This is a genomic window from Pyxidicoccus fallax (genome assembly GCF_012933655.1).
GTDB classification, from domain to species: Bacteria; Myxococcota; Myxococcia; order Myxococcales; family Myxococcaceae; genus Myxococcus; species Myxococcus fallax.
Genome location: NZ_JABBJJ010000010.1, coordinates 15,359 through 40,549, shown reverse-complemented (window position 1 = coordinate 40,549; position 25,191 = coordinate 15,359). Strand labels below are relative to the sequence as shown.

General features: G+C 66.9%; 19 protein-coding genes and 2 pseudogenes. 12 read left to right on the top strand and 9 right to left on the bottom strand.

Going from position 1 to position 25,191, the window contains the following annotated elements:
* The first annotated feature begins 23 nt into the window (after positions 1 to 23).
* Entirely contained in the window at positions 24 to 4,904 is a 4,881-nt protein-coding gene (locus tag HG543_RS03515) for a non-ribosomal peptide synthetase (protein ID WP_169343209.1), read from the top strand.
* 7 nt (positions 4,905 to 4,911) lie between these two features.
* Here HG543_RS03515 and HG543_RS03510 read toward each other — a convergent pair whose 3' ends face one another.
* Positions 4,912 to 6,084 carry a hypothetical protein gene (locus HG543_RS03510; protein ID WP_343073264.1) on the bottom strand — a complete coding sequence of 391 codons (1,173 nt, stop codon included), beginning with the start codon at positions 6,082 to 6,084 and terminating at the stop codon, positions 4,912 to 4,914.
* Between the two features lie 187 nt (positions 6,085 to 6,271).
* On the opposite strand from HG543_RS03510, the gene HG543_RS03505 reads away from it, so the two are divergent.
* Positions 6,272 to 6,829, top strand: a complete 558-nt coding sequence (locus HG543_RS03505; RefSeq protein ID WP_169343208.1) for a GNAT family N-acetyltransferase — start codon at positions 6,272 to 6,274, stop codon at positions 6,827 to 6,829.
* 79 nt (positions 6,830 to 6,908) lie between these two features.
* Here HG543_RS03505 and HG543_RS03500 read toward each other — a convergent pair whose 3' ends face one another.
* Positions 6,909 to 7,664, bottom strand: a complete 756-nt coding sequence (locus HG543_RS03500) for a LysM peptidoglycan-binding domain-containing protein (protein WP_169343207.1) — start codon at positions 7,662 to 7,664, stop codon at positions 6,909 to 6,911.
* Between the two features lie 435 nt (positions 7,665 to 8,099).
* Between HG543_RS03500 and HG543_RS03495 the strand changes: the two genes are divergently transcribed.
* Genes HG543_RS03495 through HG543_RS03465 form a run of 7 tightly spaced genes read left to right on the top strand, consistent with a single transcriptional unit; the run spans position 8,100 to position 14,492 of the window.
* The gene (locus HG543_RS03495) at positions 8,100 to 9,263 is read left to right on the top strand and encodes an MDR/zinc-dependent alcohol dehydrogenase-like family protein (RefSeq protein WP_169343206.1); all 1,164 of its coding nucleotides are present in this window, start codon (positions 8,100 to 8,102) and stop codon (positions 9,261 to 9,263) included.
* Positions 9,264 to 9,286: 23 nt separating this feature from the next.
* A complete protein-coding gene (locus HG543_RS03490) occupies positions 9,287 to 10,051 on the top strand; it encodes a hypothetical protein (protein WP_169343205.1) in 765 nt (254 codons plus the stop codon).
* The gene (locus HG543_RS03485; protein WP_169343204.1) at positions 10,048 to 11,097 is read left to right on the top strand and encodes a 3-oxoacyl-ACP synthase III family protein; all 1,050 of its coding nucleotides are present in this window, start codon (positions 10,048 to 10,050) and stop codon (positions 11,095 to 11,097) included. Before HG543_RS03490 ends, HG543_RS03485 begins: the two co-directional genes overlap by 4 nt.
* Positions 11,098 to 11,114: 17 nt before the next feature.
* Positions 11,115 to 11,351 carry an acyl carrier protein gene (locus HG543_RS03480; protein WP_169343203.1) on the top strand — a complete coding sequence of 79 codons (237 nt, stop codon included), beginning with the start codon at positions 11,115 to 11,117 and terminating at the stop codon, positions 11,349 to 11,351.
* Positions 11,348 to 12,103, top strand: coding sequence for an SDR family NAD(P)-dependent oxidoreductase (locus HG543_RS03475; RefSeq protein ID WP_169343202.1), 756 nt, complete (start codon positions 11,348 to 11,350; stop codon positions 12,101 to 12,103). Before HG543_RS03480 ends, HG543_RS03475 begins: the two co-directional genes overlap by 4 nt.
* Entirely contained in the window at positions 12,100 to 13,110 is a 1,011-nt protein-coding gene (locus HG543_RS03470; RefSeq protein WP_169343201.1) for a 3-oxoacyl-ACP synthase III family protein, read from the top strand. The genes HG543_RS03475 and HG543_RS03470 overlap by 4 nt, the downstream gene beginning before the upstream one ends.
* Positions 13,111 to 13,115: 5 nt before the next feature.
* Positions 13,116 to 14,492, top strand: coding sequence for a class I adenylate-forming enzyme family protein (locus tag HG543_RS03465; RefSeq protein ID WP_169343200.1), 1,377 nt, complete (start codon positions 13,116 to 13,118; stop codon positions 14,490 to 14,492).
* A 787-nt stretch (positions 14,493 to 15,279) separates the two neighbouring features.
* On the opposite strand, the gene HG543_RS03460 is transcribed toward HG543_RS03465, so the two are convergent.
* The 4 genes and pseudogenes from HG543_RS03460 to HG543_RS56155 form a co-directional block, all read right to left on the bottom strand.
* Positions 15,280 to 16,431: a serine/threonine protein kinase gene (locus HG543_RS03460; protein WP_169343199.1), complete on the bottom strand. Its 1,152-nt coding sequence runs from the start codon at positions 16,429 to 16,431 to the stop codon at positions 15,280 to 15,282.
* 163 nt (positions 16,432 to 16,594) lie between these two features.
* Positions 16,595 to 18,376: a serine/threonine protein kinase gene (locus HG543_RS03455; RefSeq protein ID WP_169343198.1), complete on the bottom strand. Its 1,782-nt coding sequence runs from the start codon at positions 18,374 to 18,376 to the stop codon at positions 16,595 to 16,597.
* A complete protein-coding gene (locus HG543_RS03450) occupies positions 18,373 to 19,236 on the bottom strand; it encodes a DUF2381 family protein (RefSeq protein WP_343073265.1) in 864 nt (287 codons plus the stop codon). Before HG543_RS03450 ends, HG543_RS03455 begins: the two co-directional genes overlap by 4 nt.
* A 159-nt stretch (positions 19,237 to 19,395) precedes the next feature.
* Positions 19,396 to 19,599, bottom strand: a pseudogene (locus HG543_RS56155) (DUF5953 family protein); the annotation flags it as partial.
* A 202-nt stretch (positions 19,600 to 19,801) separates the two neighbouring features.
* On the opposite strand from HG543_RS56155, the gene HG543_RS03445 reads away from it, so the two are divergent.
* The 3 genes from HG543_RS03445 to HG543_RS03435 all read left to right on the top strand — a co-directional run bounded on the left by HG543_RS03445 (position 19,802) and on the right by HG543_RS03435 (position 22,463).
* Positions 19,802 to 20,341 (top strand): hypothetical protein, encoded by a 540-nt coding sequence (locus HG543_RS03445; RefSeq protein ID WP_169343197.1) that lies wholly within the window; start codon positions 19,802 to 19,804, stop codon positions 20,339 to 20,341.
* Positions 20,342 to 20,353: 12 nt separating this feature from the next.
* Positions 20,354 to 21,535: a trypsin-like serine protease gene (locus HG543_RS03440; RefSeq protein ID WP_169343196.1), complete on the top strand. Its 1,182-nt coding sequence runs from the start codon at positions 20,354 to 20,356 to the stop codon at positions 21,533 to 21,535.
* A 169-nt stretch (positions 21,536 to 21,704) separates the two neighbouring features.
* Positions 21,705 to 22,463 (top strand): hypothetical protein, encoded by a 759-nt coding sequence (locus HG543_RS03435; RefSeq protein WP_169343195.1) that lies wholly within the window; start codon positions 21,705 to 21,707, stop codon positions 22,461 to 22,463.
* An 800-nt stretch (positions 22,464 to 23,263) separates the two neighbouring features.
* Here the strand turns inward: HG543_RS03435 and HG543_RS03430 are convergent.
* The 3 genes and pseudogenes from HG543_RS03430 to HG543_RS54935 all read right to left on the bottom strand — a co-directional run.
* On the bottom strand, positions 23,264 to 23,464 hold the full coding sequence (locus HG543_RS03430) for a hypothetical protein (RefSeq protein ID WP_246356725.1): 201 nt from the start codon (positions 23,462 to 23,464) through the stop codon (positions 23,264 to 23,266).
* Positions 23,465 to 23,568: 104 nt separating this feature from the next.
* Positions 23,569 to 24,654 carry a phage major capsid protein gene (locus tag HG543_RS03425; protein ID WP_169343194.1) on the bottom strand — a complete coding sequence of 362 codons (1,086 nt, stop codon included), beginning with the start codon at positions 24,652 to 24,654 and terminating at the stop codon, positions 23,569 to 23,571.
* A 375-nt stretch (positions 24,655 to 25,029) separates the two neighbouring features.
* A pseudogene (locus HG543_RS54935) lies at positions 25,030 to 25,179 on the bottom strand (primosomal replication protein N); the annotation flags it as partial.
* Between the last annotated feature and the right edge of the window lie 12 nt (positions 25,180 to 25,191).

The window sequence follows — 25,191 nt, the reverse complement described above, 5'->3', positions numbered from 1 at the left end:
CCGGACAAGCGAAGGACTTCCCGATGACGCTCGCTCCCGTCAAAGCCGCGACCCTGGCAGCCCAATCCCCTTCCACTTCCGGTGCCGAACCGACCGGCTATCAGCCCCCGCGCACCCCGACGGAGGAGCTCCTCTGCCAGCTCTGGAGCTCGCTGCTGGAGGTCGAGCGCGTGGGCATCCACGACGACTTCTTCCACCTCGGCGGCCACTCGCTGCTCGCCACGCAGCTCGTCTCGCGCCTCAACGAGCTCTTCCACCTGCGGTTCCCCCTACCGAGCATCTTCGACGCGCCCACCATCGCGGACCTGTCGGCGGCCATCGATTCCGCGCGAGGAACCTCGGCCTCGGAGCAGGAGCCCGACCTCCGTCCCCTCTCCCACGGAAGCGACGTTCCGCTCTCCTTCGCGCAGGAGCGGCTCTGGTTCATGGAGCAGCTCCACCCGGGGACGGCCACGTACAACATTCCCATCTTCTATCGCATCACCTCGCAGCTCGACGTCGGCGTGCTCCAGCGCGCCCTCGACGAGCTGGTCCGCCGTCACGAGGCACTCCGGGCCATCTTCGCTTCCAGCGCCACGGGCCCGGTCGAGCACATCGCGCCACCGCGCCCCTTCCCCCTGACGGTCATCGACCTGCGCCACCTGCCTCCGGACGCGCGTGACGCGGAGACCTCGCGCATCGCGGCCGAGCAGGCGCAAAAGCCCATCGACATCCTCACAGGCCCCATCATCCACGGCACGCTGCTGCGGCTCGGCGAGCAGGACCACCGGCTCCTCATCACCATCCACCACATCGTGTCCGACGGCTGGTCCGTGGGCGTCCTCATGCGCGAGCTGCGGACGCTCTACACGGACTTCGCCGCCGGCCGGCCCTCGTCCCTCCCCGAGCTTCCCCTCCGGTACGCGGACTTCGCGAGCTGGCTGCGAAAGTGGCTGCCGGGCCCGCATCAGGAGCGGCTCCTCTCCTACTGGCGCCAGCGGCTCACCGGAGCCCCCACGCTCCTCGAACTCCCGACCGACCGCCCACGGCCTCCGGTCCAGCGCTTCAAGGGCACCCGGCGGACATTCCACATCTCCGAGGAGACCGCGCGGGCCATCGATGCACTCTGCCTCAGGGAGCGAGCCACCCTCTTCATGACGCTCCTCGCGGGCTTCAGTGCCCTCCTGCACCGCTACTCCGGGCAGGAGGACCTCGTCATCGGCTCGCCCATCGCCGGGCGCATCCGGCCGGAGCTGGAGCGCCTCGTCGGCCTGTTCGTCAACACGCTCGTCCTGCGCAACGACGTGTCGGGCGACCCGCGCTTCGTCGATCTACTCGCCCGCGTGCGCGAGGTGACGCTCGGGGCCTTCGCCCACCAGGAGCTGCCTTTCGAGAAGCTGGTCGAGGTCCTCCAGCCGGAGCGCACTCTCAGCCACGCGCAGCTCTTCCAGGTGATGTTCGTCCTGCAGAGTGCGCCCATGCTGGAGGCGGACCCTTCCGCCGCGCTCCAGCTCACTGCCACGGCGGAGTCCTGGGAGGTGAACACCGGGACCGCGAAGTGCGACCTCATCCTCTACATGGCGAGGGTTCCCGACGGCCTTCGCGTCAGCTTCGAGTACGACACCGACCTCTTCGATGACGAGCGCATCCAGCGCATGGCCAAGCACCTCCAGGTGCTGCTCCAGGCCGTCGCCGCCGACCCGCACCAGCGCCTCTCGGCACTGCCGCTCCTCACTCCCGAAGAGCGTCACCTGCTGCTGCGCGAGTGGAATGCCGCCTCCGCCGACTTCCCCCGAGACCTCTGCGTCCACGAGCTCTTCTCCCTCCAGGCCGCTCGCACGCCGGACGCCGTTGCAGTCTCCTTCGGTTCCCAGAGCCTCACCTACCGTCAGCTCGATGAGCGCACCAACCAGCTCGCCCGCCACCTGCGCTCGCTCGGCGTCGGCCCCGAGGTCCTCGTCGGCCTGTGCGTCGAGCGCTCCGTGGACCTCATCGTCAGCATTCTGGGCGTCCTGAAGGCCGGTGGCGCCTACCTTCCCCTGGAGGCCTCGTACCCGGCGGAGCGGCTGGCCTTCATGCTCCAGGACTCCCGCGTCGGCCTGCTGCTCGTCCACCACTCGCAGCTCCAGCACCTGCCGCCCTTCTCGGTTCCGGTCGTCCGCGTCGACTCCGACTGGGAGGCCATCTCCCGGCACTCCGTTCTTCCGCTGCCATCCTCCGCCGGCCCCGAGAACCTCGCCTACGTCATCTACACCTCCGGCTCCACCGGCAGGCCCAAGGGCAGCGCCATCCTGCACCGTGGCATCGCGGCCCTGCTCTTCAACACGAACTTCGTCCGCTTCACCCCGGAGGACCGCGTCGCGCAGGCCTCCAATGCCTCGTTCGATCCAAGCACCTTCGAAATCTGGGGCGCGCTGCTGCACGGCGCCCGGCTCGTCGGCATCACCGCCAACCCCGCGCGCGAGCCCCAGGAGTTCGCCGCCCAGGTGAAGGACGGGGCCATCACCATCATGTTCGTCACCACCGCCGTGCTGCACCTGCTGGCGCGCCAGGTGCCGGACGCCTTCCGTCACGTGCACACCCTCGTCTTCGGTGGCGAGGCCGCGGACCCGCTGGCGGTCCGCGAGGTGCTGCGACACGGCCCGCCCCGCCGCCTGCTCAACGGCTACGGCCCCACCGAGTGCACCGTCTTCTCCACCTTCCACCCCATCGACGCACCGCCGTTGCTCGGCCACCCGGTGCCCATCGGCCGCCCCATCACCAACGGCCCCGTCTACCTCCTGGACAAGCACCTGCGGCCAGTGCCCATCGGTGTCCCGGGAGAGCTCTACGTCGGGGGAGAGCGCCTGGGCCGTGGCTACTTCAACCGCCCGGAGCTCACCGCGCGCACCTACGTGCCCGACCCCTTCGGCTCCGAGCCGGGCGCGCGCCTCTACAAGACGGGCGACCTGGCCCGCTACCTGCCCGACGGCCGCATCGAGTACCTCGGCCGCATCGACCTGCAGGTGAAGATTCGCGGCTTCCGCGTGGAGCTGGGCGAAATCGAGGAACTGCTGCGCCAGCACCCGGCCGTGAAGGACTGCACGGTGGTGGCGCTGGAGGCCGGAGGGGACCGCAAGCTGGCCGCCTACGTCGTCGCACGCGAGCAGCCGCCCGCTCAAGCCACGCTGCGCGCGTGGCTGCGAGAGCGGCTGCCCGAACACATGGTGCCCGCTTCCTTCACCGTGCTGCCCGCCCTGCCGCTGACGCCCAACGGCAAGGTGGACCGCCGAGCCCTGCCCGCGCCCGAGCCGGCCCGGGGGGATGAGTCCAGCTACCAGCCGCCGCGCACCGCGACGGAAGAAACCCTCTGCCGGCTGTGGGGCTCGCTGCTGGACATGGAGCGCGTGGGCATCCACGACAACTTCTTCCACCTCGGCGGCCACTCCCTCCTCGCCACGCAGCTCGTCTCACGGGTACGCGCCGAGCTCGGGAAGGAGCTCTCCCTGCGCACGCTGTTCACGGGCCCCACGGTGGCCGAGCTGGCGCAGCACCTCTCCAGCCTGGAGCCCCCGGCGGAGCTCGCGCGTCCGGTGCCCCCGCTGCGCCGCGTGCCTCGCGGTGGTCCGATGACCCTGTCCTTCTCGCAGGTGCGCCTCTGGCGCTTCTTCCAGCGAGCGCCCCAGTCGAGCGCCTACAACATCCCCCGGGCGTTCCGGCTCATCGGTCCGGTGGAGCCGCGCCACATCGAAGCGGCCTTCGAGGGCCTCATCGCCCGTCACGAGTCGCTGCGCGTCACCTACTCCGAAGAGGATGGCGTCCCGGTGCAGCGGGTCCACCCACCCTCCGGCTTCCAGCTCCAGCAGGTGGACCTGCGCGGGCGCGATGACCGCGAGGCGGAGGCGATGCGTTACATGCAGGAGTCCGCGCTGCGGCCGTTCGACCTGACGCGAGGCCCGCTGCTGCACGCGTCGCTGCTGCGGCTCGGGGACGACGAGCACCTGCTGTTCTTCTGCATGCACCACATCGCCTCGGATGGCTGGTCCATGGGCGTCCTCGCGCGCGAGCTGGGCCGGCTGTACACGGCCAGCGTCACCGGCGCGGAATCCGGCCTTCGGCCCCTGGACATCCAGTATCCGGACTACGCGGCGTGGCAGCGCGAGTGGCTGTCCGGCGAGGAGCTGGAGGAACGGCTCGGCTTCTGGAAGAAGGCGCTCGCCGGGGCGCCCACCCTGCTCGACCTCCCCACGGACCGGCCGAGGCCGCCGGTTCGCACGTTCAACGGCATCCGCCGGCCGATTCGCCTCGGTGGAGAACGCAGCCGGGCGCTGCACGCGCTCTGCCGTCGCGAGGGGGTGACGCCCTTCATGGCCCTGCTGGCGGTCTATGGGGCCGTGCTGGCGCGGCGCTCGGGACAGGAGGAGGTGGTCATCGGCTCGCCCATCGCCAACCGCCTCCGCCCGGAGCTGGAGCCGCTCATCGGGATGTTCGTCAACGGGCTGTGCCTGCGCGTCAGCCTGCGCGGCGCCCCGGCCTTCCGCGAGCTGCTCCGACAGGTGCGCGAGGAGACCCTGGCGGCCTATGCCCACCAGGAGGTGCCTCTCGATCAGGTGGTGGCGTCGCTCGGGGTGGAGCCGCCAGCGAACCGGTCGCCGATGTTCCAGGCCATGTTCGTCCTGCAGAACGCGCCAGCCTCACCGCTGGAGTTCCCCGGCCTCTCCGTGGTGCCAGTGGATGTCGGCCGCGGCTCCGTCACGTACGAACTCACCCTGTCATTGACGGAGACGCCCGAGGGGTTCGCCGGCGTGCTGGAGTACAACACCGACCTGTTCGAGACGGCCACCGCGGAGGGGCTGTACGCGGAGCTGGTGGGACTGCTGGACGCCGTGCTGGCGAACCCGGACCTGCACTTGCCGCCGGAGCTGAAGGCGCCCGCCCCCCCGTAGCGCCCGGCTACCTCGGCGTGTTGATGACGGTCAGCCGGTGCGGCTCTGGCGTCGCCCAGTTCTGCGGGCTGTTGCCCGACATCGCGATGCCGTCGAGCGTCACGTTGCTGTCGAAGAAATAGAGCGCCCCACCCTCCGGGGCCCTGTTGTCGCTGAACTCGCCGCCGCGGAACGTCCACTGGGTGCTGGCCGAGAGGTGAGCTGTGTTGACCGCCCCGCCCACGCCCTGGAACTGGGTTCGCGGACCGGTGCACTCGTTGTCGTGGAAGGTGTTCCCGGTGGCGACACCCGAGCTGGTCGGAGAGATCAGCATCAGCGCGCCGCCGAACGCGGGCGCCTTGTTGGAGCGGAACACGTTGTTGTTCACGTTCACGTTCGCACGCGAGCCAATCCAGAGCGCGCCACCGGCGTTATCGGAGTACGAGCCCTCCGCGCCCGCGCCGTCCTGACCGCCGACCTTGTTGCCGTGCTCGAAGATGCAGTGTTCGAGGATGTCCGAACCGGAATCCGACGTCGCCGCCAGCCGCATCCCCCTCCAGCCGGCGGTGGGATTGTCCGCGGTGAAGAGGATGGGCATCGCGGCGGTGCCCCGCGCGGTGATTCGTCCGAACACGGAGAGCTTGAAGCGCCCCATGAACTTCAGGTGGACATCGGGCTCGATGGTGAGCCGGTTCCCTGCTGGCACCGTCAGGTCGCCGGTCACCTCGTACGGCGAGCCCGCGCGCGTCAGCGTGCGCGTCGTGAGGACCCCGGAGATCTTCGTCCCACCGGGCGCGCTCACCGTGACCCTGGTGTTCGCCGTGGTGCTCCCGCGATTGTTGGTCGCCGTGAGCGTGTACGTCGTCGTCGCTGTCGGGCTGACCCGCACCGAGGTTCCGCGCACCTCACCCACGCCTTGATTGATGGAAACGCGTCGCGCGCCGGTGACCTCCCAGGACAGCTCGACGGACTCGCCCGGAGCGATGGTCGCGGGGTTCGCTTCGAAACGCAGGACGCTTGGGAGCGCCAGGTCCTCCGGGGGTGGCGGAGGTGCCGGGTCCTCCGAGGGCGGCGGGGGCGCCGGGTCCTCCGGGGCGTCAGGGGAGCGAGAGGCATCCGGTACCGGCTCCGCCGAGGAGCAGGAAGTAGCGACCACGACCGTTGCCGAGACAGACAGGATGAGAAGAAGCGAGCGGATCACGCGCGCCTTCTAGCGCGATTCCCCCAAGCGGGTGCAAAGCCGAAGTGTGAAGAGACCGTCAAGGAGTGCTCAAAGGGACGGCACGGGGCCTCTCCAGCAGCCCGGTGAACAGAAATGCGGCCCCCCCGTCCACGGCTCACCTGCACCGTGGAACGGGCTCACGCCGACCACGGAGTCAACAACCGGAGTGTTCGCCTGGAATCGGCTGGACGCCCCCTCGGTCCGCCGGGCAAGGTGCGGCGTGACCATCGTCATCCGCCCGTATGTCCCCGCCGACGCGCCGGTGCTGCTGGAGCTGTTCCGCCGCAGCGTGCGCGAGGTCGCATCCGCCGACTACTCCCCTGAGCAGGTGCGCGCCTGGGCTCCGGACGACCTCGACGTGGAGACCTTCGCGCGGCGGCGCGCCGCGGCGGGCACCTGGGTCGCGGAGCGGGACGGAGCCGTCGCCGGGTTCACCGACCTGTCCGACGACGGCTACATCGACATGTTCTTCGTGCACCCCGAGCACGCCCGGCGCGGTGTCGCGACGGCGCTCATGGCGCACGTGCTCGGCGAGGCGCGCCGACGGGGACTCGCGCGACTGACCGTGGCGGCGAGCATCACCGCACGCCCGCTCTTCGAGCGCTCCGGCTTCACCGTGGTACGGGAGCAGCGTGTCGAGCGCGGGGGGCAGTGGTTCACGAACTACGCCATGCAGCGGGTGGAGGGCGCCACGGCCGAGGACGGACCTCCGCCGAAGCGCTGAGCCACGGGCATCTCGCATGCGAGGCGGCGGGAAGCCGGTACGCTTCCCGCCCCTCATGCACTGGTTCTGAGGGGTGCCCTCAGATGATGGGCATGAAGACCTTGAACCCGCTGCGGCCACCCGCGCCGAGCGTGTTGCGCTCGATGAAGTCGCTCACGGAGGAGCGGCCGTCGCCGGTGGTGATGGCCGTGTGGCCGTACTTCTGGCCCGCCGCCGAGGACGTGCGCTCCCAGGTGAGGACGAGGCCCGGAATCTTCAGCGCCTCCTCGAGCGACATGTTGACCTGCTTGAACTTGTCGCGCGGCAGGTTGTTGTCGATCTGGTTGCCGTTGCCCCAGACCTTGAAGCCGAAGGCGTTCTGGATGGCCTTGCTCACGCCCGTGGCGCACAGGCCCTGGCTGTTGTACCCGCCCATGCTCAGCGCCGCCTTGCGCCCCGCCTCCGCGAGCTTGCGCATCGCGGGCGTCGCCTGGCCCGGCTGTGCGCCGCTGCTCCCGTTGACCTTCCCGCCGTTCTGCGCGCCGCTGGAGCCCTTCGAGCCACTGGAGCCCTTGGGGCCGCTCTTGCCGGAGTCGAAGCTGTCCTTCCCGTTGTAGCCGGTGCTCTTGCCGGAGCCGGGCAGGCGCAGCGTATCGCCCGCGTAGATGAGGTTCGGATTGGCGATGTTGTTGATGCGCGCCAGCTCCTTGACGGTCGTCTTGAAGCGAACGGCGAGGGCCGAGAGGGTGTCACCCTTGCGGATCGTGTAGCGGTTTCCGGGCTTGTCGGGGGTGTCGACCCCGCGGGACTTGTAGGAAGAAGTACCCTGGCGGGTTCTGCTGACGGACGTGGACATTGAGGTGGATCTCCTGCGCTGATTCTCGCGTCAACCCGCTGGAAGTTGCGTCGAAATTCCCGGACTCTTGGAATTCGTCCCCGGGCCCGGGCCGTCCTTCAGGAAATCCTGAGGAAAATCGGTGGAGTGACCCCTCTCGAGTCGGGCAGCTCGAGGTTGAGAGTCGGTACGGGGCTGGCCCCCTCCGCGAACCGCACCCCGGCTGTGCAGGAGGCGCAGCGCACCGGCTGCCCCCCTCTCACGCGACAAGTCCCTTGACGCGCCCCCCGTGGAATCAGACCTCCCGCGTTTCCTCGCCTCCCACGCGGTCCGCGACCCGCTGCGCGCTGCCGAGAACAGCCCCGGACCGCACCCCGGGCATTCTTGAGACCTGAATCAGGTTTCAACATCATTTCCTCCACTTCGGCACGCGGTGTGCGAGCCATTGGAGGAGTCATGCAAGAGACGCAGGCCTGGGTCCTTCACCGGGGCGAGCGGGGACAAGCCCTTCCGGGGGCGCTGGTGGAAGAGGACTTCGCCTTCCCGGACCCCGGCCCGGAGGACGTGGTGGCGGAGCCCATCTACGGCTGCTGGGAGGGCAACATGGGCCACGCCATCCAGCGTGTGCCGGTGGATATCTGCCGGCTGCGCCGTGAGGACAAGGTGGTCATCGGCAACGCGGGCGTGGTGCGCGTGGTGGAGACGGGCAGCGCCGTCACCCGCATCCGCCCTGGAGACCACTGCCTCGTTTTCTGCAACGCCGAACCAGACGAGCACGGCTATCCCGTCAAGGTGCTGGCCTACGACGCCACCCGCACCATGGGCCTGCTCGCCCGCCGGACGCGGCTGCCGCAGCACGTCCTCATCCCCATTCCCGCCAACAGCCGCCACTCGCTGAGACAGTGGGCGGCCTTCTCGCTCCGCTACATCACCGCCTGGTCCAACTGGCGGCTCGCCTGGGGGTGCTTCCGCCTGCAGGTCAGCGAGTCGGACTGCCCGGTGCCCTTCGTGGTGGGCTGGGGCGGCGGTGTGGCCTATGCGCAGCTGCGGCTGGCCCGGTACGCCGGGTGCCGGGTGGCCATGGTCGCCTCGCAGGAGGAGCGGCTGCGCCACCTGGAGTCCGTGGGCATCATCCCGTTGGACCGGCGCGAGTTCCCGGACCTGACGCTCGACGCGGCCCGCTTCGCCGCGGACGCCGCGTACCGGCAGCGCTACACGCAGTCGGAGAAGCAGTTCCTGGCACGGGTGAAGGAGGCGGGCCGGGGCCAGGACGTCTCCATCTTCCTGGACCACATCGGCGGCCCCCTCCTCCAGGCCGCGCTCAAGGCGCTGGGACGCGAGGGCGTCATCACCTCCGCGGGCTGGAAGCTGGGCGCGGACCTGATGGACGTGTCGCGCTCCACCGAGTGCACGAAGCGCCACCAGCACATCAACACCCACTACGCGCGCTTCTCCGAGGCCGTGGCGGCGGTGGGCTTCGCCGAGGAGGCCGGCTGGCTGCCCCCGGTGGACGGAGAGCGCGTCTACGCCTGGGACGAGGTGCCCCAGTTGGCGCGTGACGTCGAGGAAGGGCGCGTCGCGTCCTACTTCCCCCTCTATCAGGTCAACCCCGAGCAGTGAGCCCGACACGGGCAGGAGACACCATGACGGAGAGCACGGTGGACGCGCTCGGCACCGCGCGGCGGAAGTTCAAGCACCAGTCCCAGGGGTTCGGCTTCACACGGGTGCTCCTGGTGGACCTCATCACCATGACGTTCTCGCTGACACCCGCGCTGGCGGCGTGGTGGACCTTCGCGCTCTACCTGCGCTGGAGCTGGGAGCAGCCGGCCTTCCCGCTCTGGGCGCTGCTGGCCCCCGGAGTCCTGGCCGGCGCCTTCCTGGCGGTGTGCTGGCTCGTCCGCCTGTGCATCCCGAGGATGCGGCCGGGCACCTACAAGATGGAGATGTCCCGAGACTACCTGGCCTGGTTCATGACGCTGTGCCTGGGCCACTCGGTGCGCATCTCCGGGCTCCATCCGTTCTTCTTCTCCTTCTACGTCACCAAGTACCTCTACTGGCGGGCCATGGGGGCGCGCATCGCGTACGGGGTGAACTCCTCCCTCTTCGCGATGCTGGCGGACTACCCACTGCTGACCATCGGCAAGGGCTGCACGATGGGCGCCAACGTCCTCGTCATCGGGCACATGTTCCTGGGGGACAAGGTGATGTTGGGGGAGGTGAACATCGGCGACAACGTCTTCCTGGCGGCCGGGGCCGTGGTGGGGCCGCGCACCACCATCGGCGCGCGCAGCTGGATTGGCATGCACAACAAGCTCCTGAAGGACACCCTGCCCGAGGACTCGAGGGTGGAGAACTTCGAGTGGGAGCACTTCAACCCCGCCCGCCGCACCGAGGAGCGCCCGTCATGAACGTCCTGGAGCCGCGCCTGGGCGTCCAGGTGCTGGGGCATGGCCGCGCCCTGCCGGGGGTACGGCCCGTGTCCAACGCGGAGCTGCTCGCGTTGGACCCAGAGCAGCAGGGCCGGTCCGCCGAGGCCCTGGAGACATTGGGCCGGAAGGTGGCGACGCGGCTGGGCTTCAGCCTCCGCCACCTGGCGCGCCTGCCCTCCTCCGGAGAAACACCTCCCCGCGAGGACGAGGAGACGAGCGAGTCGCTGGCCCTCGCCGCGGCGAGGCAGGCGCTCGGTGGGAGGAGCGGTGCGGAGGTGGAGGCCCTCATCCACGGCACGACGACGACGAGCCGCTACACGGGCTCGCAGGCCGCGGCCATCCTGGGACGGCTGGAGAGTCACGCCGCCGCGTGGGAGGTGAAGGCGGGCTGCTCCACCTCGCTGGCCAGCCTGCATCTCGCGGTGGCGCTCTTGGGAAGCGGCTACGGCAACGTCCTGGTGAGCTGCGCGGAGACGCTCTCCAAGGTGATGAACCCGGCCATGAAGGAGACCTGGTTCATCCTCGCGGACGGGGGCGCGGCCCTGTGGCTGAAGCGCGACGAGGCCACCCCCGACTTCGAAATCCGCCGGTGCCTCTACGCCACGGATGGGGCCCTGGTGGACCTGTACACCACGCCGGGGCGGCTGCCCCCGGACCGGGCCACGCTGGAGGCAGGTGGCTACTGCATGGCCGGAGATGGCACGCGGCTCCGCGAAGAGGCCCTGCGGCGCTACCTGGAGATGCTCGGCGCGATGTTCCCGGGCGGCCGGGGCCTGAAGGACATCCGCTGGGTGGTGGCCCATCAAATCAATCGGAAGCTCATCGAGCAGGTCTGCGACGTGGGGGGACTGAGCGCGAGCCTCGTCTGGAGCGCGGAGCGCGTGGGCAACGTGGGCGGGGCCTCCGTCCTGTTCTCGCTGTCCGAGGCCCTGGAGCAGCGCCTGTTCGCGCCAGGAGATGGGGTGCTGCTGATGAGCGTGGGCGGCGGCCTGTCCTTCGCGATGCAGCACTGGGTGAAGCGCTGAAAAGCGGGGGTGATGCAATGGAACTGGTCGAACGCATTGGCAAGGCGCTGCGTGCCGCGGGCATGGAGGACCTGCCCACCGGCACGTCCGAGTCACTGTCCGCGTACGGAATGGACAGCCTGATGATGGTGCTCTCCGTGGCGGCCCTGGAGAAGGAGTTCTCGATTCGCATCTCCGGTCGCGACTTCTCGGAGGCTGCCTTCCAGAACCTCGCCTCCCTGGCCTTCTGGCTGCGGAAGCTGGGGGCGTCATGAGGGTGCTCATCACCGGAGGCAGCTCGGACATCGGGCGCTCCATCGCCCGCCGCCGGCTGGCGCTGGGGGACGAGGTCATCGTGACGGCGTCCTCGGCGGAGTCGCTGGAGGAGACGCGGGCCCGCTACCGGGCGGAGGGGCTGGAAGTCCGGGGGCTGGTGCTGGACCTGTCGGCCCCGGCCATGAGCGAAGCGGCCCTCTCGGAGTTGCTGGCGGAAGGACTCCAGGGGCTGGTGTTGAACGCGTGGACGCGACGGCCTCCGCTCTACCGCTTCCATGAGTTGCCGCAGGAGGCGCTGGAGGCGGACGTCACGGCGAACCTGATGGGCAACCTCTGGCTGCTGCGCCGGGTGCTGCCGTCGATGGTGGAGGCGCGGTGGGGGCGCATCGTCTTCATCTCCAGCGTCTCCACCGTCAACGGCACGGGACGCTACGGCGCCTATGTCCTGTGCAAGTCCGCGCTGGAGGGACTGATGCGCAACCTGGCGGTGGACTACGGCGACTTCAACGTCCTGGCCAACACGGTGCGGCTGGGCATCTTCAAGACGGAGCGGACGCGGAAGTACTGGTCGAAGCCCCGCTACGTGGAGCGGATGAGCGGCGTCATCCCGCAGGGAACGCTGGGCGAGCCCGAGCACGTCGGCGAGGTGCTCGACCCGCTGCTGTCCGCGCATCAGTACATCAACGGCGCGGTCCTGGACGTCACGGGCGGGCTGCCGATGTTCCGGTTGGAAGGAGTGTTGCGGACATGAGCTTCCTGAGACCCTTGGAGCCGGTGTACCTGCGGGGGCCCCGTTCCTGGCTGCCCGAGCGCGTCGTGACGAACCAGGACGTGCTCGACTGGATGGGCACCCGCGCGCGGCCGAGCTGGATTACGCACCGCACGGGCGTGGAGGAGCGGCGCTGGGTGGAGGACGGGCAGGCCTGCAGCGACGTCGCGGTCGCGGCGGCCCTACGCCTGCTGGAGGACGCGCGCATCGACCGCGAGCGCATTGGCCAGGTGCTGCTGGCCACCGTCTCCGGCGACTTTCCCACGCCGCCCACCTCGCCGCTCATCTTGCCGCGCCTGGGGTTGGACCGGGTTGGCGTGGTGGACCTGAGCGCGGCGTGCGCCGGTTTCACCAGCGCGGTGCATCTGGCAGTGGCGCTCGCGTCGTCCACGGGCAGCGACCAGTTGGTCATCGCGGCGGACATCCGCTCCAAGTTCCTCAACCGCGAGGACCTGGCAACCTCGGCGCTGTTCGGAGACGGGGGCGCGAGCTGTCTTGTTTCCCGTCAGCCCGAAGGCGCGGACTTCCAGCTCGTGGCGAGCGAGCTGGCGGCGGATGCGTCCATGGCGGACATCATCGCCATCCGGGCAGGAGGCTCGCGACTGCCGCACCACCGGAACGATGACCCCTCCAAGGTCTTCCTGAAGATGGAGCACGGAGCCACGCTGTTCATGAAGGGCGTGGACAACATGTCCTCGGGCGCGGACTCGCTCCTGCGCCGCCTGGAGCTGACGGTGGCGGACGTGGACTGGATTGTTCCCCACCAGGCCAACCTGCACCTGATGCGGGCGATAACGGAGAAGCTGGGAGCGGACCCGGCCCGGGTGGTGGAGACGGTGCGCTTCACGGGCAACACCTCGGGAGCGAGCGTGGGCATCGCGCTCGCGCACCTCAAGGAACAGCTGCCGCTGAAGCCGGGGCAGCGTGTCCTCCTCGTATCCGCGGGCGCGGGAGGCGCCTCGGCGTGCGCGCTGCTGCACAGCCTGTGACCGCCATGAGCTCTCTGCACGCATTCACCCGGGCCGACGCCGAGGTGGCCCTCACGCTCGGCGGCGAGTCCGTCTCCTTCGGTGCCCTGCGAGACGAGGTGGAGGCGCGAAAGCGCCGCCTCGGAGACCTGCCACCGGGTATCGCCATCCTGCGGGCCCATCGGACCCGGGAGTTCATCGCCAGCTTCCTCGCACTGTACGAGGCTGGTGTCCCCCAGGCCGTGTTCGCTCCCGAGTGGACCGCCGTGGAGGTGGACGCGCGGCGGCAGGGCCTGGGCTGCTGCTTCGAGCTGGACGCGGCACTCTCCGTCACCTGGCGGAGCGAAGCCGAGAGCCCCCAGCATCACCCGGACACATCGGTGGTGCTATTCACCTCCGGCAGCACGGGAGCGCCGCGCGCCGTGCAGCTCTCTCGGCGGAACATCGAGGCGAACGTGGCCGCCGTGCGGGCATCGTTGGACTTCGATTCCGCGCCGGCCCAGACGCTGTTCCTTCCGCTCTCCTACTCCTTCGGCCTGCTGGGCCAGTTGTTGCCGGCACTGGCGGCGGGCCTTCCCACCACGCTGCTCGGCAACCTGGTGGAGCTCAAGGCGCTGCTCGACGAAGGCCGTCTGGTGGGGATGATCAGCGGTGTTCCCTCCCACCATGAGACGCTGCTTCGACTCGTGGGAGACGGGCCGCCGCGCACCGGGGGCGTCACGCACGTCATCTCCGCGGGCGCGGCGCTGAGCCTGCCACTGCGCCAGCGGCTGCTTCGGGCCTTTCCCCACGGCCGCGTGTACACCAACTATGGCCAGACGGAGCTGTCACCGCGCGTGCTGTGCCTGCGCAGTGATCATCCCGCGTTCCTGAGCAATGCCACCGGCTACCCGGTGGGCAATCTCGCCGTGAAGCTCACCGCCGGGGGCGAGCTGTGCGTGAGGGGCGACCAGCTGATGCTGGGATACCTGGGTGCTCCCGAGGCCACGCGCGAGAAGGTGGAGGACGGCTGGCTGCGCACCGGGGACCTGGCGGAGCTGGGGCCGGACGGGCTGGTGACACTCCTGGGCCGCAATGACGACCTGCTCAAGGTCGGCGGCGAGCGCCTGAGCCCCTTTGAAATCGAAGCGGCGCTGCGCGAGCTGCCCGGCGTGGAGGATGCCGCGGTGTGGGGGCGGGAGGACCCGCTCTACGGCACCACCCTCACCGCCTTCCTCCAGCTGCGCCCCGGAACGCCCTGCCCGTCCAGGCGCGCGCTGCGGCAGACGCTGCAGGGCCTCCTGTCCGCGCACAAGGTTCCCGCCGACTATTACCGGGTGGAGCAACTCCCACGGACAGCGAATGGGAAGCTGCAGCGCGCCCGCCTCGGCGAAGCCCTTCGGCCGGAGCTACGTATCGGCTGAGCGACTCGCTCGATGGATGAGGTGAATCGTGCGTTGAGGCAGGCTTCGATCCACGGGGCTCACTCTTCTCAGTGGAGGCGGCGGGAATCGAACCCGCGCCGGGCGGTGCGAAAACCCCAACAGGATCGCGCCCTTACCTCGTAACCGCCCGGAATGCTTGGGAGTCGATATCCCGCCGCGTCCCATCCCGTCCCCCCCTGTTCCAGCCCGTTCCGCAGGCTCACGCGACATAGACGCAACATGGCGGGAGCCAGTGGCGGGACGGCACCGGGCAACGCTTGCGTAGGCCGCGCTCACGAGCAGCCTAGCACCTGCGCTCACCAACGAATTTCGGCGCCGACCATTCGCGCGTGGCGAGTTCGTCGAGGACAACCTGCTGCAACTCGCCCCACGTCAGATCGCCCCGACACTCGAAGCAGAACACCCGCCAATGCTCTTCCACGCGCCCTGCGGACTCAACGCGGACGGCCACTGGAGACCAGGGCTTATGAGACTCCCCGGCACGTCGGAGCCTAAACTCGAAGCGTCGCGGGCATTGGGCGCAAGTGAGCAGGTCCAGACATCTTGGGTCAATCTGCCTCAGCGTTTCGTACATCACCGGGTCAGTTTCTCGCAGGCTTTCGGGCGTCATTGGTTGGTCCTTTCATGCCGCCACGTGGGCGGTGAGCCCTTCTTGCCCACGGGTTTGTCGCCAACGTCAACACCGACGCGGCTGCCGTTCGCGAGTAGGGCTCACCGCGAAGCCACCAGCCGACACGCGCACAGCGCAAGCCCCCACGCGGGAAAGTTAGCGCGTGCTGACCTCGTCCTGCGGCAGCCCGTGACGGCGGGGGCGGCCTAGGCCCATCTCGACCATGGCCTCGCCGGACACCTTCGCGACCTCCATCAGCTCAGCCGCCGCGCCCTCTTTGCCGAAGTGCCCGCCGAGCCATCCGCGCAGCTCCGTCGCTAGCTCCCCTGCCGTCTGGTAGCGCTTGGCGGGCAAGCGTTGAAGGAGCTTGCACAGCGGCAGGCGGAGGCTTTGGGGGAGCTTCTCCGTTACCGCCTCCACGTCCGCCTGCGTGTAGGTCGCCGCGCGCCAGATCGTCGTCTCGACCACCGGGTCACAACCCGCCAGCCGGGCACGAGTGACGGCGCGCTCGACGCGGGCGAGCTGCCTTCGTGAAAGCGCCGCCTTTGCCTCTTCCGAGACCCCGTCAGGCGCGTCGAGCAGGTTCTTCCCCGTGGACAGCTCCAGCATGACGAGCCCGAGCATGAAGAGATCCGAGCGAGCGTCCACGCGAAGCCCTAGAAGCATTTCCGGTGAAGCGAAGTAGGCATCCCCAGGCAAGCGGCGCTTGGAGGAAACGACGCGACCGGGCAACCGGGAGAGTGCGAGGCCGAAGTCGGAGACCTGTACCCCGCCCTCCCAATCGACGAAAACGTGCTCCAGGTCGATCGCCCGGTGAACGATGCCGAGTGGGTTCTCCTTTTCGTCCTTCGCCCCGTGCGCGTGCTCAAGGGCGCTCGCGACCTGCTCGCCGACGTACAGCGTGAAGAACGGCGAGAACCACCGATCGCACTCCGAAACGATCGCGAGCAGGTCGTCGAGCTTGTGCCCGACCGGGTGATCGGTGATCACGTACCAAGCCGTTTCCGCCTTGTGCAGCCCGTGAACGCGGAGGATCCCCGGGTGCTCAAGGTACGTGGAAAGCCGCACCTGCTCTTCTAGCTTCGCCCGTGCCCGGTAGACGCTCCGAGCCTCCATGCCGCTCGGCACCCCAACCGCCTTGAGCAGCACCTTCCCCCTCGGGTGGTTCCCCTCAAGCGTGCGGCGCCGCGCGACGAAGAGATTCAGCCCGTGGTGGGCCTCTCCCAAGTTCTCCCGGAACTCGTAGGCGTGCGTACCGTCGTTGAACAGAATCGCCCCCCTGGGGAGCTTGAACTCAATTGCCGGCATCCTCGGTCCTCCCGCCAGTCGCGCGGGCACCGGGCCAACGCGACGCAGGGGCACGTTACCCAAGGGATCAGGGCAATTGGAACTCCCTCACAGGGTGGGGTGTTGACGAGCGGGCCCGAACGAAATCGGACCACCTACCCGCCACGTCACCCTGCGGGGACGCTCAGGGCCACTCAGAAACCGGCTTGCCGGTGCCCCAATTGCGGGACTTCGCCGCCGTGTCCTTCACAGCTTCGGCCGGCAAGTCCACCACGAAGCACACGGGCAGCTCGTCCTTTCCAGGCACCTTCACGCGGTCATACTTCACGACCACCCGCCCGGGATCGCCGTCCCGCGTCTTCTCGGGAATGAGATAGACCTTCCCCCCGAGGAACCGCGTGCCTGGGGGCGCGACCTGCAAATGCCGGGGGTCGGTCACGCCCTTCGGGACGACCCCCACCACGTCAGCGCCAGCGGGAAACCACGGGTCTTCCTCGCGACCCTTCCGGTCGTCGATCACGAGCTGAAACCGCTCGCCGTCAACGCGCCAATGCAGCTCGTCGCGCATTGCCTCCTGCGCTCCCGCTGGGCAGGTGAAAGGTTCCGGCCTGACCTGGACACCCGGACACCCCATCGCAAGGGCGGCGACGAGCGGGAGCCCTTTGCACACGTCCGGCAAGGTGGGCGCCGTTTGGGCACGTCCGGCTCGCGCCTGCTTAGGGGCTTCGGGTCGCTGGGTCTTCACGGAAACATCCTCCTGAACGGCGGCAGGTGCGGTGCCTGCGTCCCCCGGAAACATGGGGGCGGGGGCTGACATATCAGGCGAGACTGTCTTGAGGGGCGCGGAAGGGACGTTAGGGGGCACCGCGCGCGCGGCGACGTGCGGCTCGGCGGGCGGCGTGGGCGCTTCCTGGGGGACGTTCCAGAGGGCCACGACGGCGGCAAGGACAACGACAGCGGCACCCGCCGCGAGCTGCCCGAGCCTGAGCGAGCGGGGCTTGCCCTTCGGCGCCAACGCAGCCGGCGCCCCACCTTCGGCGGGCTCGGGCTGCCGCTGCTCGGACGGTGGATGCACTGGCGCTGTGTAGTCCGCCCCCGGGTCCTCCAGAAGTTCCGCCAGCTCCCGACGAAGCACTTCGGTATCGACGGGGCGCCGTGTGGGATCGCGGGACAGCATGGATTCGACTAGGTCGCTGAGCGCTGCCGGAACGCGAGGGTTCACCACCCTTGCAGCTAGAGGCGCGGCAATCGGGTGATTGAGGGTGAAGCGATCGCGGTGTTGAGTCGGTCGCGCATCGGTCAGCAGCTCGTAGAGCATCGCGCCCAACGCGAAGATCTCGTCGGCCACCTGGAAGGCGTAACGCGCCCGGTGCTCGTCAAGGTGCGCCCGCAGAAATCTGAATTGCTCAGGCGCTCGGAAACGGTCTGTGCCTGGGGGCAGCCCCTCGTCGGTCAATTCGTCCGCGTGGCCGTGGGTCGCACAGCTATAGTCAATGATGACCGGCTCTCCGTCGCTCTTCCGGATCAGCACATTTTCTAGCTTCAAGTCACGGTGAAGAATGCCCTTGCTGTGCATGTAAGCCAGCGCCGAAGCGAGCTTCACAAACACGCTCAGAATCTCGTGCGCGGTTGGGTGCTTGCGTTCCTTCCACTCTCCGAGCGTCCAGCCGTCCACGTAATCCAGCACGAGGAACACGTTCCCCGTCTCCGCGTACCCGAACCCGCGCGGGCTGACGATGTTCGGATGGCTCAGCGTCAACAGGATCGCCAACTCCTGCACCACGCGGGCATGGGTTTTCTTTTCGTCCCCGCTAGCGTCGCGGTGTCGCGCGAGCTTGAGCGCGTGGGGCTTGCCGTTCTTCTCCACAAGGTAGACGACAGCAAACCCGCCGTTACCTAGTTCCTTCACGACGTGCCATCCGTCAATCACCGTGCCGGATGGCAGGCGGATTAGGTTCAACGTCATTGGTCGCCCTCCGTAAAGCGGACACCCGGAATCACAAGGCTACGGCCACCCGAACCGCGCACCTCCAAAGCGAAGACCTCGCCCACGCTCGCCGGCAACGTGTCCGCAACGGCGAGCACCCGAAGCGATGCCCCCGGAGCAATCTCCCCGTTGCCTACTGTCACGACCCGAGCCGGCAGCGTGGCGCCCCGCTTGCCCCTAAAAATCGCCTCGCGCGGCGTCCATGGTTGCTGACCGGCCGAGTTGACGATCACCACGTCCACCAGCGCCCACGTTGCCCCGCGATACGAGCTGCCCTGCCCTGACTCCAACCCCAGCGCATCATCCTTAGCCGGGCGAACCGCGCCCCTCCTGACCCCTTTCTCGTCGACGTAGCCCAGCAGCACGAAGTCTTCCGGCCTGGGAGGGGGCCGCGGCGCTTCGGCAGGGCACGCGGCTGTCGGCGGCTCGCGGCGTTCCACGTCGATCCGTGCGTCCGCTTCGGCCGGGTCGGTCACGAGCACGAATGCGGCCCGTGCCGGTGCGCGCCCGTCCGCGAAGAAAACCGCAAGCTCGTGTCGCTCACCCGCCCGAAGATCCTCGACGGGCTGAACGATGATCGAGCGCTTGCCCACGTCGAGCACCCGAATCCGCGACCCGTCGCCCGGAACCGCCGCCGTGTCGATCGTGCGCGGCTTCTCGTCAACAGTGAGCGTGCTTTCCGCGACCGTCGTCGGGAAGAACAGTAACGTCGGGGCTGCCGCTTCGACGCGAATCTCGGGCAACGGTTCGGCCGGGTTCACGACGACAGCGACCGGCCGCTCTCGCTTCGTGCGCGGCGGGGCGGCTTCGGCTCGCGGCGCAGCTCCCCCCAGCAGCACGAGCGCAAGGGCCAATCTAACGGGTAGCAGCAATGGTGCCTGACCTCCGAAGACGGGGCACGCTACCACCGCCTGCGAATGCGCAGCGCCCTCCTTCCCTACGGAAGGGAGCAGCCCCCTCGCCCCGGCACGGAGGGGGCAAAGTGCAGTGCGACCGCCGATCTCCGGGAATCGACCATAGACCCGCAGGAGCGCGCCCAGGAGGGCGGGGCTGTCCAGGTCAAGCGGCGCGTCCGTGAGCTGCGCGGCCCAGCCACCCGATGCCGTGCGCCGCACCCGTGACAGCAACTCGGCGTCGCGCGCAGGGGATGGCAACCCGATGGCCCGTGCGGCAGGTACCGACCAGTAGTTCAGCCACACCAGGCGGTGCGGAATTCCTTAGAGCCTGCTGCGGCAGGACATCGTTCTGTCAAGCCACCCCTCCTACGGAGGAATTACCGGGCGATCTACCGACAACGGAGCTTAGGAGCATTGTGAGCCAGTTGCGCCGGGGGTTGACTTTTGCACAGAAGCCACTCTTTGATGTGGGGAGTCTTCGCAGCACAAATGTCAAACGGGAGGGGAAATGAGGCCAAGCATCTTTTTGCTGTTCTGCTTCATTTGTTTGTCCGGGCGCGCGAATGCCCAAGTCTTTGGAGGTGAAGCCTTTGAGCGCATCCTAGCTGAACAGCGCCTAGGCCAACCAGTACTCTTGAACGCAGAGAAAGAAATTGGAAAGCGCTACAATATCCTGCTGCTTACGGCAACGCTGCCCGTTGGCTTCACAGAACTCCGCGTGAAGGATGGAGAAGCGATTCTTGGCAATAAGCTTGAAATAGGAGGCGGAGCCGCCTTGATGATTGGCAAGGGCATTTACAATGGCGACGGCAATCTCACACTTTCTCCCATGGTGATGCTAGGCGCTGCATTGAACGCCGGCGTCGGAAGCGGCGAAAGCGATGAGGTAAAGGGGCGCTTTGGCATCAGCGGTTTTCTTGGCTTGGGCCCAATTGCATTCAGCATCGGCCGCGACTTCATTTCAGGCACAACTTACTATGGCCTTAGCGCCCGAATTGACGCATTTGTTCTCGGCGACGATGCATTCATCCCATTCGCCGTATGGTAATTGGGAGCCCCAATGAGCATTAGACACTACAGAACTGCTCAGCTTCTCGCGTCCCTTCTTGCAGTCCTTACCTTGTCACCAAACCGCAGCTTTGCTTTGGATGGGGACATACTAAAAGTCAATCCAAACACACCCACACCCGCCAAGAAGGCTGCTATTCACGACACCGCCAAGGCAGTCAAGTCTGTTAGCAAAAAGCTTGATGCGCTTATTCTTGTGAACAGCGAAGGGACAGCGCCCACGACAGCGCCCACGACAGCGCCCACGACAGCGCCCACGACAGCACAAGAGATACAGCAGCTTGACGAAAGACTTTTTGTTCTGGATGCGGCCGTAGACGAAGAGAATCGTTTCCCATTTGTTGTAATGGTTACATCTTCCGACCCATTAATTGCAAACAGAGGAAGATGCACCGGCACTCTAATTGGCCCTCGCCTTGTTCTCACAGCTGGACACTGCGTATGCGCAATGAAGCCAGCCACCACTCCAGGAGACGAAGGGAAAGCGCTTATCGATAGCTCTGACTGTGCTTCCGAGGTCGAAATAACTACTGTTCGTTATGAGCCAGTAACCATCATGACTAGGAGAGGCCCCCGGCAGCGCTATGAGTTGAAGAGCACACCTCATGGCGTTACCGATGTTATTCCTCATCCCAACCTAAAGATCCTCATCACGATGGCAAACAACAAAGAAACAGTCTCCTCAAGCGATGCCGATCTGGCCCTCCTGCTTCTTGAAAAAGACGTACAGAGCAATTGGGGTAGTGCCATTCTGTCCGACACAGAGGCGCGGACAAGTGAAGCTGGAACGATGGTTGGGTTCGGTTTCGACAAGATAGTCGGCGGGATTTATGGACACCGGCGCTCTGGAAGGAACGTTATATCAAGGACATCGATTGAGGGAGGAAAGAAAATTCAGGTGACGCAGCCAGGACCACATATCTACAGAGGTGACAGTGGCGGGCCCTGCTTGCGAGAAGATGCGGGAGGGGGCACACCTTCAATCATTGGGGTTGCCAGTCTTGGCACTGGTCAGACGTCGACGTTTACCAACACGCACTTTTATCGAGATTGGCTGCGCAGTGAAATACAACGCCTACAAACAGCCGAAGTGGCGAAGGCGACTGAAGACGCTCGGCCTGCGCCGACTCCCGATATCCCCCCCCAGCCAACCCAACTGCAAACATCCCCCTAGAGCCGGCTTCGGCTAGGAATCCGGACAACTTCTCCGCCGGAGGAGTCGCCTGACAGGAGCGTATCCTACAGAAACAAGCTCTAGTGAACTGAGGTAGCCCCAAGAGGGCAGATGAATAGACGACCAGAACCTTCATCGCCGCATTGTATTTTGATCTTGGAGGCTACCGATGGCGAATAAACGACCTGCACGCGTGTTGCCGAAACGAGAGCACCGCCCGCCAGTTTCCGATGCTCTCGCCGCGTTCCAAGATGCGCTGACGGATATAAATCATTTTTACTGGCTTGCGGTTGCTGGAGCGCACGCACTCAAAGCGGCCACCGCATCAGGAACTGCGCGCGCCGCTATCCCCACATCGGTTTCCAGCCATCTTAACCTGTCCACCTCAGAGCTTAAGTCGCTTGTAGATGGACAGTCGTCTCGCTTGCGACAACTTTGCTTGGTAGATGCTGTTGCACACTACGAAGCATTCTTGGAACGAACGGTTCGTAAGCACCTTGAAGACGAACCCCTTCCCGACAAGTCGATAAAGATGCAGATTCCAATCGACCAAGCCACATCAGCGGAGACAGCAGCGGACTTCGTTAAGCGACTATGGGTCGGGCATCGGACTGCCGAAGTTCTCGGGGAAAACTACTCGAAGCGTCCTACCGCCGTTGACTCCGTGCTTGGAATCAATGTTGTCAAAGCGGATTCAGAGCACAAGCTAAACTTGCAGCATCTCCATGCAGCTCAGTTGTTTCGGAACTGCATTGTTCACTCTCGTGGACTGACCGACGATCGAACGTTTGAGGGCTGCAAAGGCTCGATCCCCTCTCTAGTTCTTGATCAACCATTACCTCTAGATGAGGCACTGTTTCACAAGTTGCTCGCGGCGTTATGGGCCCATGCTCAGGACATTGATCTCTTGCTGCGTACCACTCGGTGACGAGACCGCAGCAATTGCGGCATCGTCAAGTAGATTGACAGCCTTCTGTACTGGCAGATTTGGCGCGCAACGAGTGAGCGGAGAAGGAGCAGGCATGAGCCGCTTGCTCGACAACCGCCCCCATGGCGGCCCCCCAAGCAGCGGCGAGCCACGACAAGGGAGAGGAGCGTTTATTCGCACCGGCGCTCGGCGCGGCGTGCGATGGCTCTGCCGCGAGCATTAGCAGCTCTGTGCCGGCTGGGCGGTCCATTAATCGGCAGCTACGGTACCGACCAAAGGCGCTGGAAAGCCTTGGGAGCGTAGCAACGAACACGCAGGGTCCCCCCGGGGCACCGGCTAGGGAAAATGGCATCGTGGGCCGCCTGCGAACGCTAGGAACGACGCAACGAATGTCTCGCCAACGGGGCCATCCGAGGCCTCGAGCATTGGCGCAGCGGAATCGTGGCGGGCCCTCAGATCGCAATAACCAACGCTTCGGAGCGGGCGGCCAGCAGGACTCGCGCACCGGCTCAGGAGCGATGAGTCATGCCGTAGCGGCAGCCTGCTAGGCTTGCACTCAGCGGACTCGAAAGCGACAGGCAAAGCTGTACAATTTCGGCAAGTTTTCAGGGGGAACACGCAGCAAAATCAGCGGCCCCAGCTTTTTTGGAAATTTTCCCAGCGTGTACGACCGCCGAGCAAGGTTCCAAGTGACGGCGCTCCGGAAATCCGAACCGGGGGGGAGTGTCTCCAGGCAGCCCCCCCGCTAGAGCGAGCGATTAAATGCCGGGCTCCACGAGCCACGAGCAAGCGCGCCTCGTCTACGGGGCGTCGGGGCCCGTGCATGTGCCCGTCTCCTGGACTCGATGCCAGACGTGACCGCGCATCAGGCGGAGCTTGCCGCGCTTGAGGGGCTGCGCGGTCTCCGGCACCCACTCGACCCCGAGCGGCTCGAAGTCCAGGTCGCGGGCGAACCTCTCCCAGAAACCCGCGACGAGCGACGGCGCACTGGCCGACAGCATGCGTAGAACCGCGTTGTCGTGGTTCCCCCCAAGACGGCCAGCTTCGAGCGCGGGCAGGTCTTCCGCATGCACTGTGCGAGCTGCCCCGGTATCACCCAGTCGGCTTAGTAGGTGATCGAGCTGAACGCCTTCGGCTGGCGCAGCTTGAAGTCGCCCTTCACGATCGCGCGGATGGTCGTCTCGTCGTGCTCGGCTCGGGTGTCGTGCTCGGAGAGGATCAGATTCTCGTCGATCCCGTAAATGAATTGCCGCCAGTCCGCCGAGAAGACGATCTTCGTCACGGGGACGCGAGTCGTCATCACGAAGGGGAAGCCCCGGATCGTGCCCTTGTCGAGCATCTCCTGACGGAAGATGAAGATGCCCGTGTCCTTGAGCTGCATCAGCGCAGTCGCCCGGGTCGGGTGAATGACCCACGCCGCAGTGCCCATGCGAACATGCGCGGTCAGCGGCAGCTCGACCGCCCTATCGATGTCGGCCAGGTATGCCGCGGCGGTCGTGCCCGTGCTCGCGAAGACCTGCGCGGGGTCGAGCTGCACGAAGAGCCCCTTCGGCGCGGCGCTTGTGCCGTCACCGTTGAAGCCAGCGTCGTCGAGGCCATCAGCCACGGTGGCGCGGATGTCCTCACCGACGCTCGCGTCACCGACCCCCGGCGTGCGCAGCAGGTCGTTGCTGACGTCGGTGAGGACCATCGCCTTGTGCGCCTTGAGCACGAGCTTCCCGTACTTCGGCGCGCTCCTCGGGACCGTCTCCCCCTCGCCAACCCACTTGAAGACAGAAGTCCCCGTCTGCGTGCCCATGTGCAACTCGCCCTTGAACGGCTGGGTTCGCACGCCGAGCTTGAGCAGCGCGGCCTCGGGTCGGAGGAATTCGATCACCTCGCCGCTCTGCTGGATCGGTGCGAGCACGCCCGCGCTGTCGAACTTGCTGAGCTGAACCGCCTTCTGCACGTCGGCATTGCCGAAGCGCTTCGCGGCGTCGAGCAGCTCGCCCGCGCCCGTGCGGCGACCCAAGGCGATGACGCTCTTCGTGAACGCGCCAAAGTTCGCGACGCTTGCGTAGACGCTGCCCTCGCGCGTCGCCCTGTCTGTACCCACGCGGCCGGGGGCGCTTCGGGCCGCAGCGTTGATCAGCTCACGCGCGACCTCGGGGCCGAGCGCCTTCACCATTTTCGTGATCTGCTCGTGAGTCATTACTTCACACTCCTCGGATGTAGCTTTTGAATGCCTCGACGAATTGCTTCGCGGCGTCGGCTGCGTTGAAACCCTTCGTCTTTCCTCTTCGTCGTCGTCTGCCTTCGGCGCGTCGGCAGGCGGCTCGCCCGAATCGGGCTTGCTCTCGTTCGCGGGCGCGGGCTCGTCAGGCTTGTCGGCCGGCTCGGCGCTCGCGTCAGGCTTGTCGTTCTCGTCGTCGTCGGCCTTCGCTTCGGCGCGTGCGTCGAGCAGCTCGACGACCCGCTTCGCGATGCGCTCGACGATGTCTTCACCCGCACCGTCGAGCGACTTCGCGCGCACAGCTCGCGCGTTCGCCGGGATCGTCACGATCGAAACTTCGAGCAGCTCTTGAGCGTCACAGTCGAAGCCGCCGCGATCGTTCGCGCGGTACTGGCCAGGGAGCATCAGGTAGCGGACTGAGACAGCGTTGAGGATGCCCTTCGCGACCTTCCGCTCGACGCGCTTCGCGAAGTCGTCGTCGTCGTCAAACTCGACATCGATCATCAGCGCGTCGCC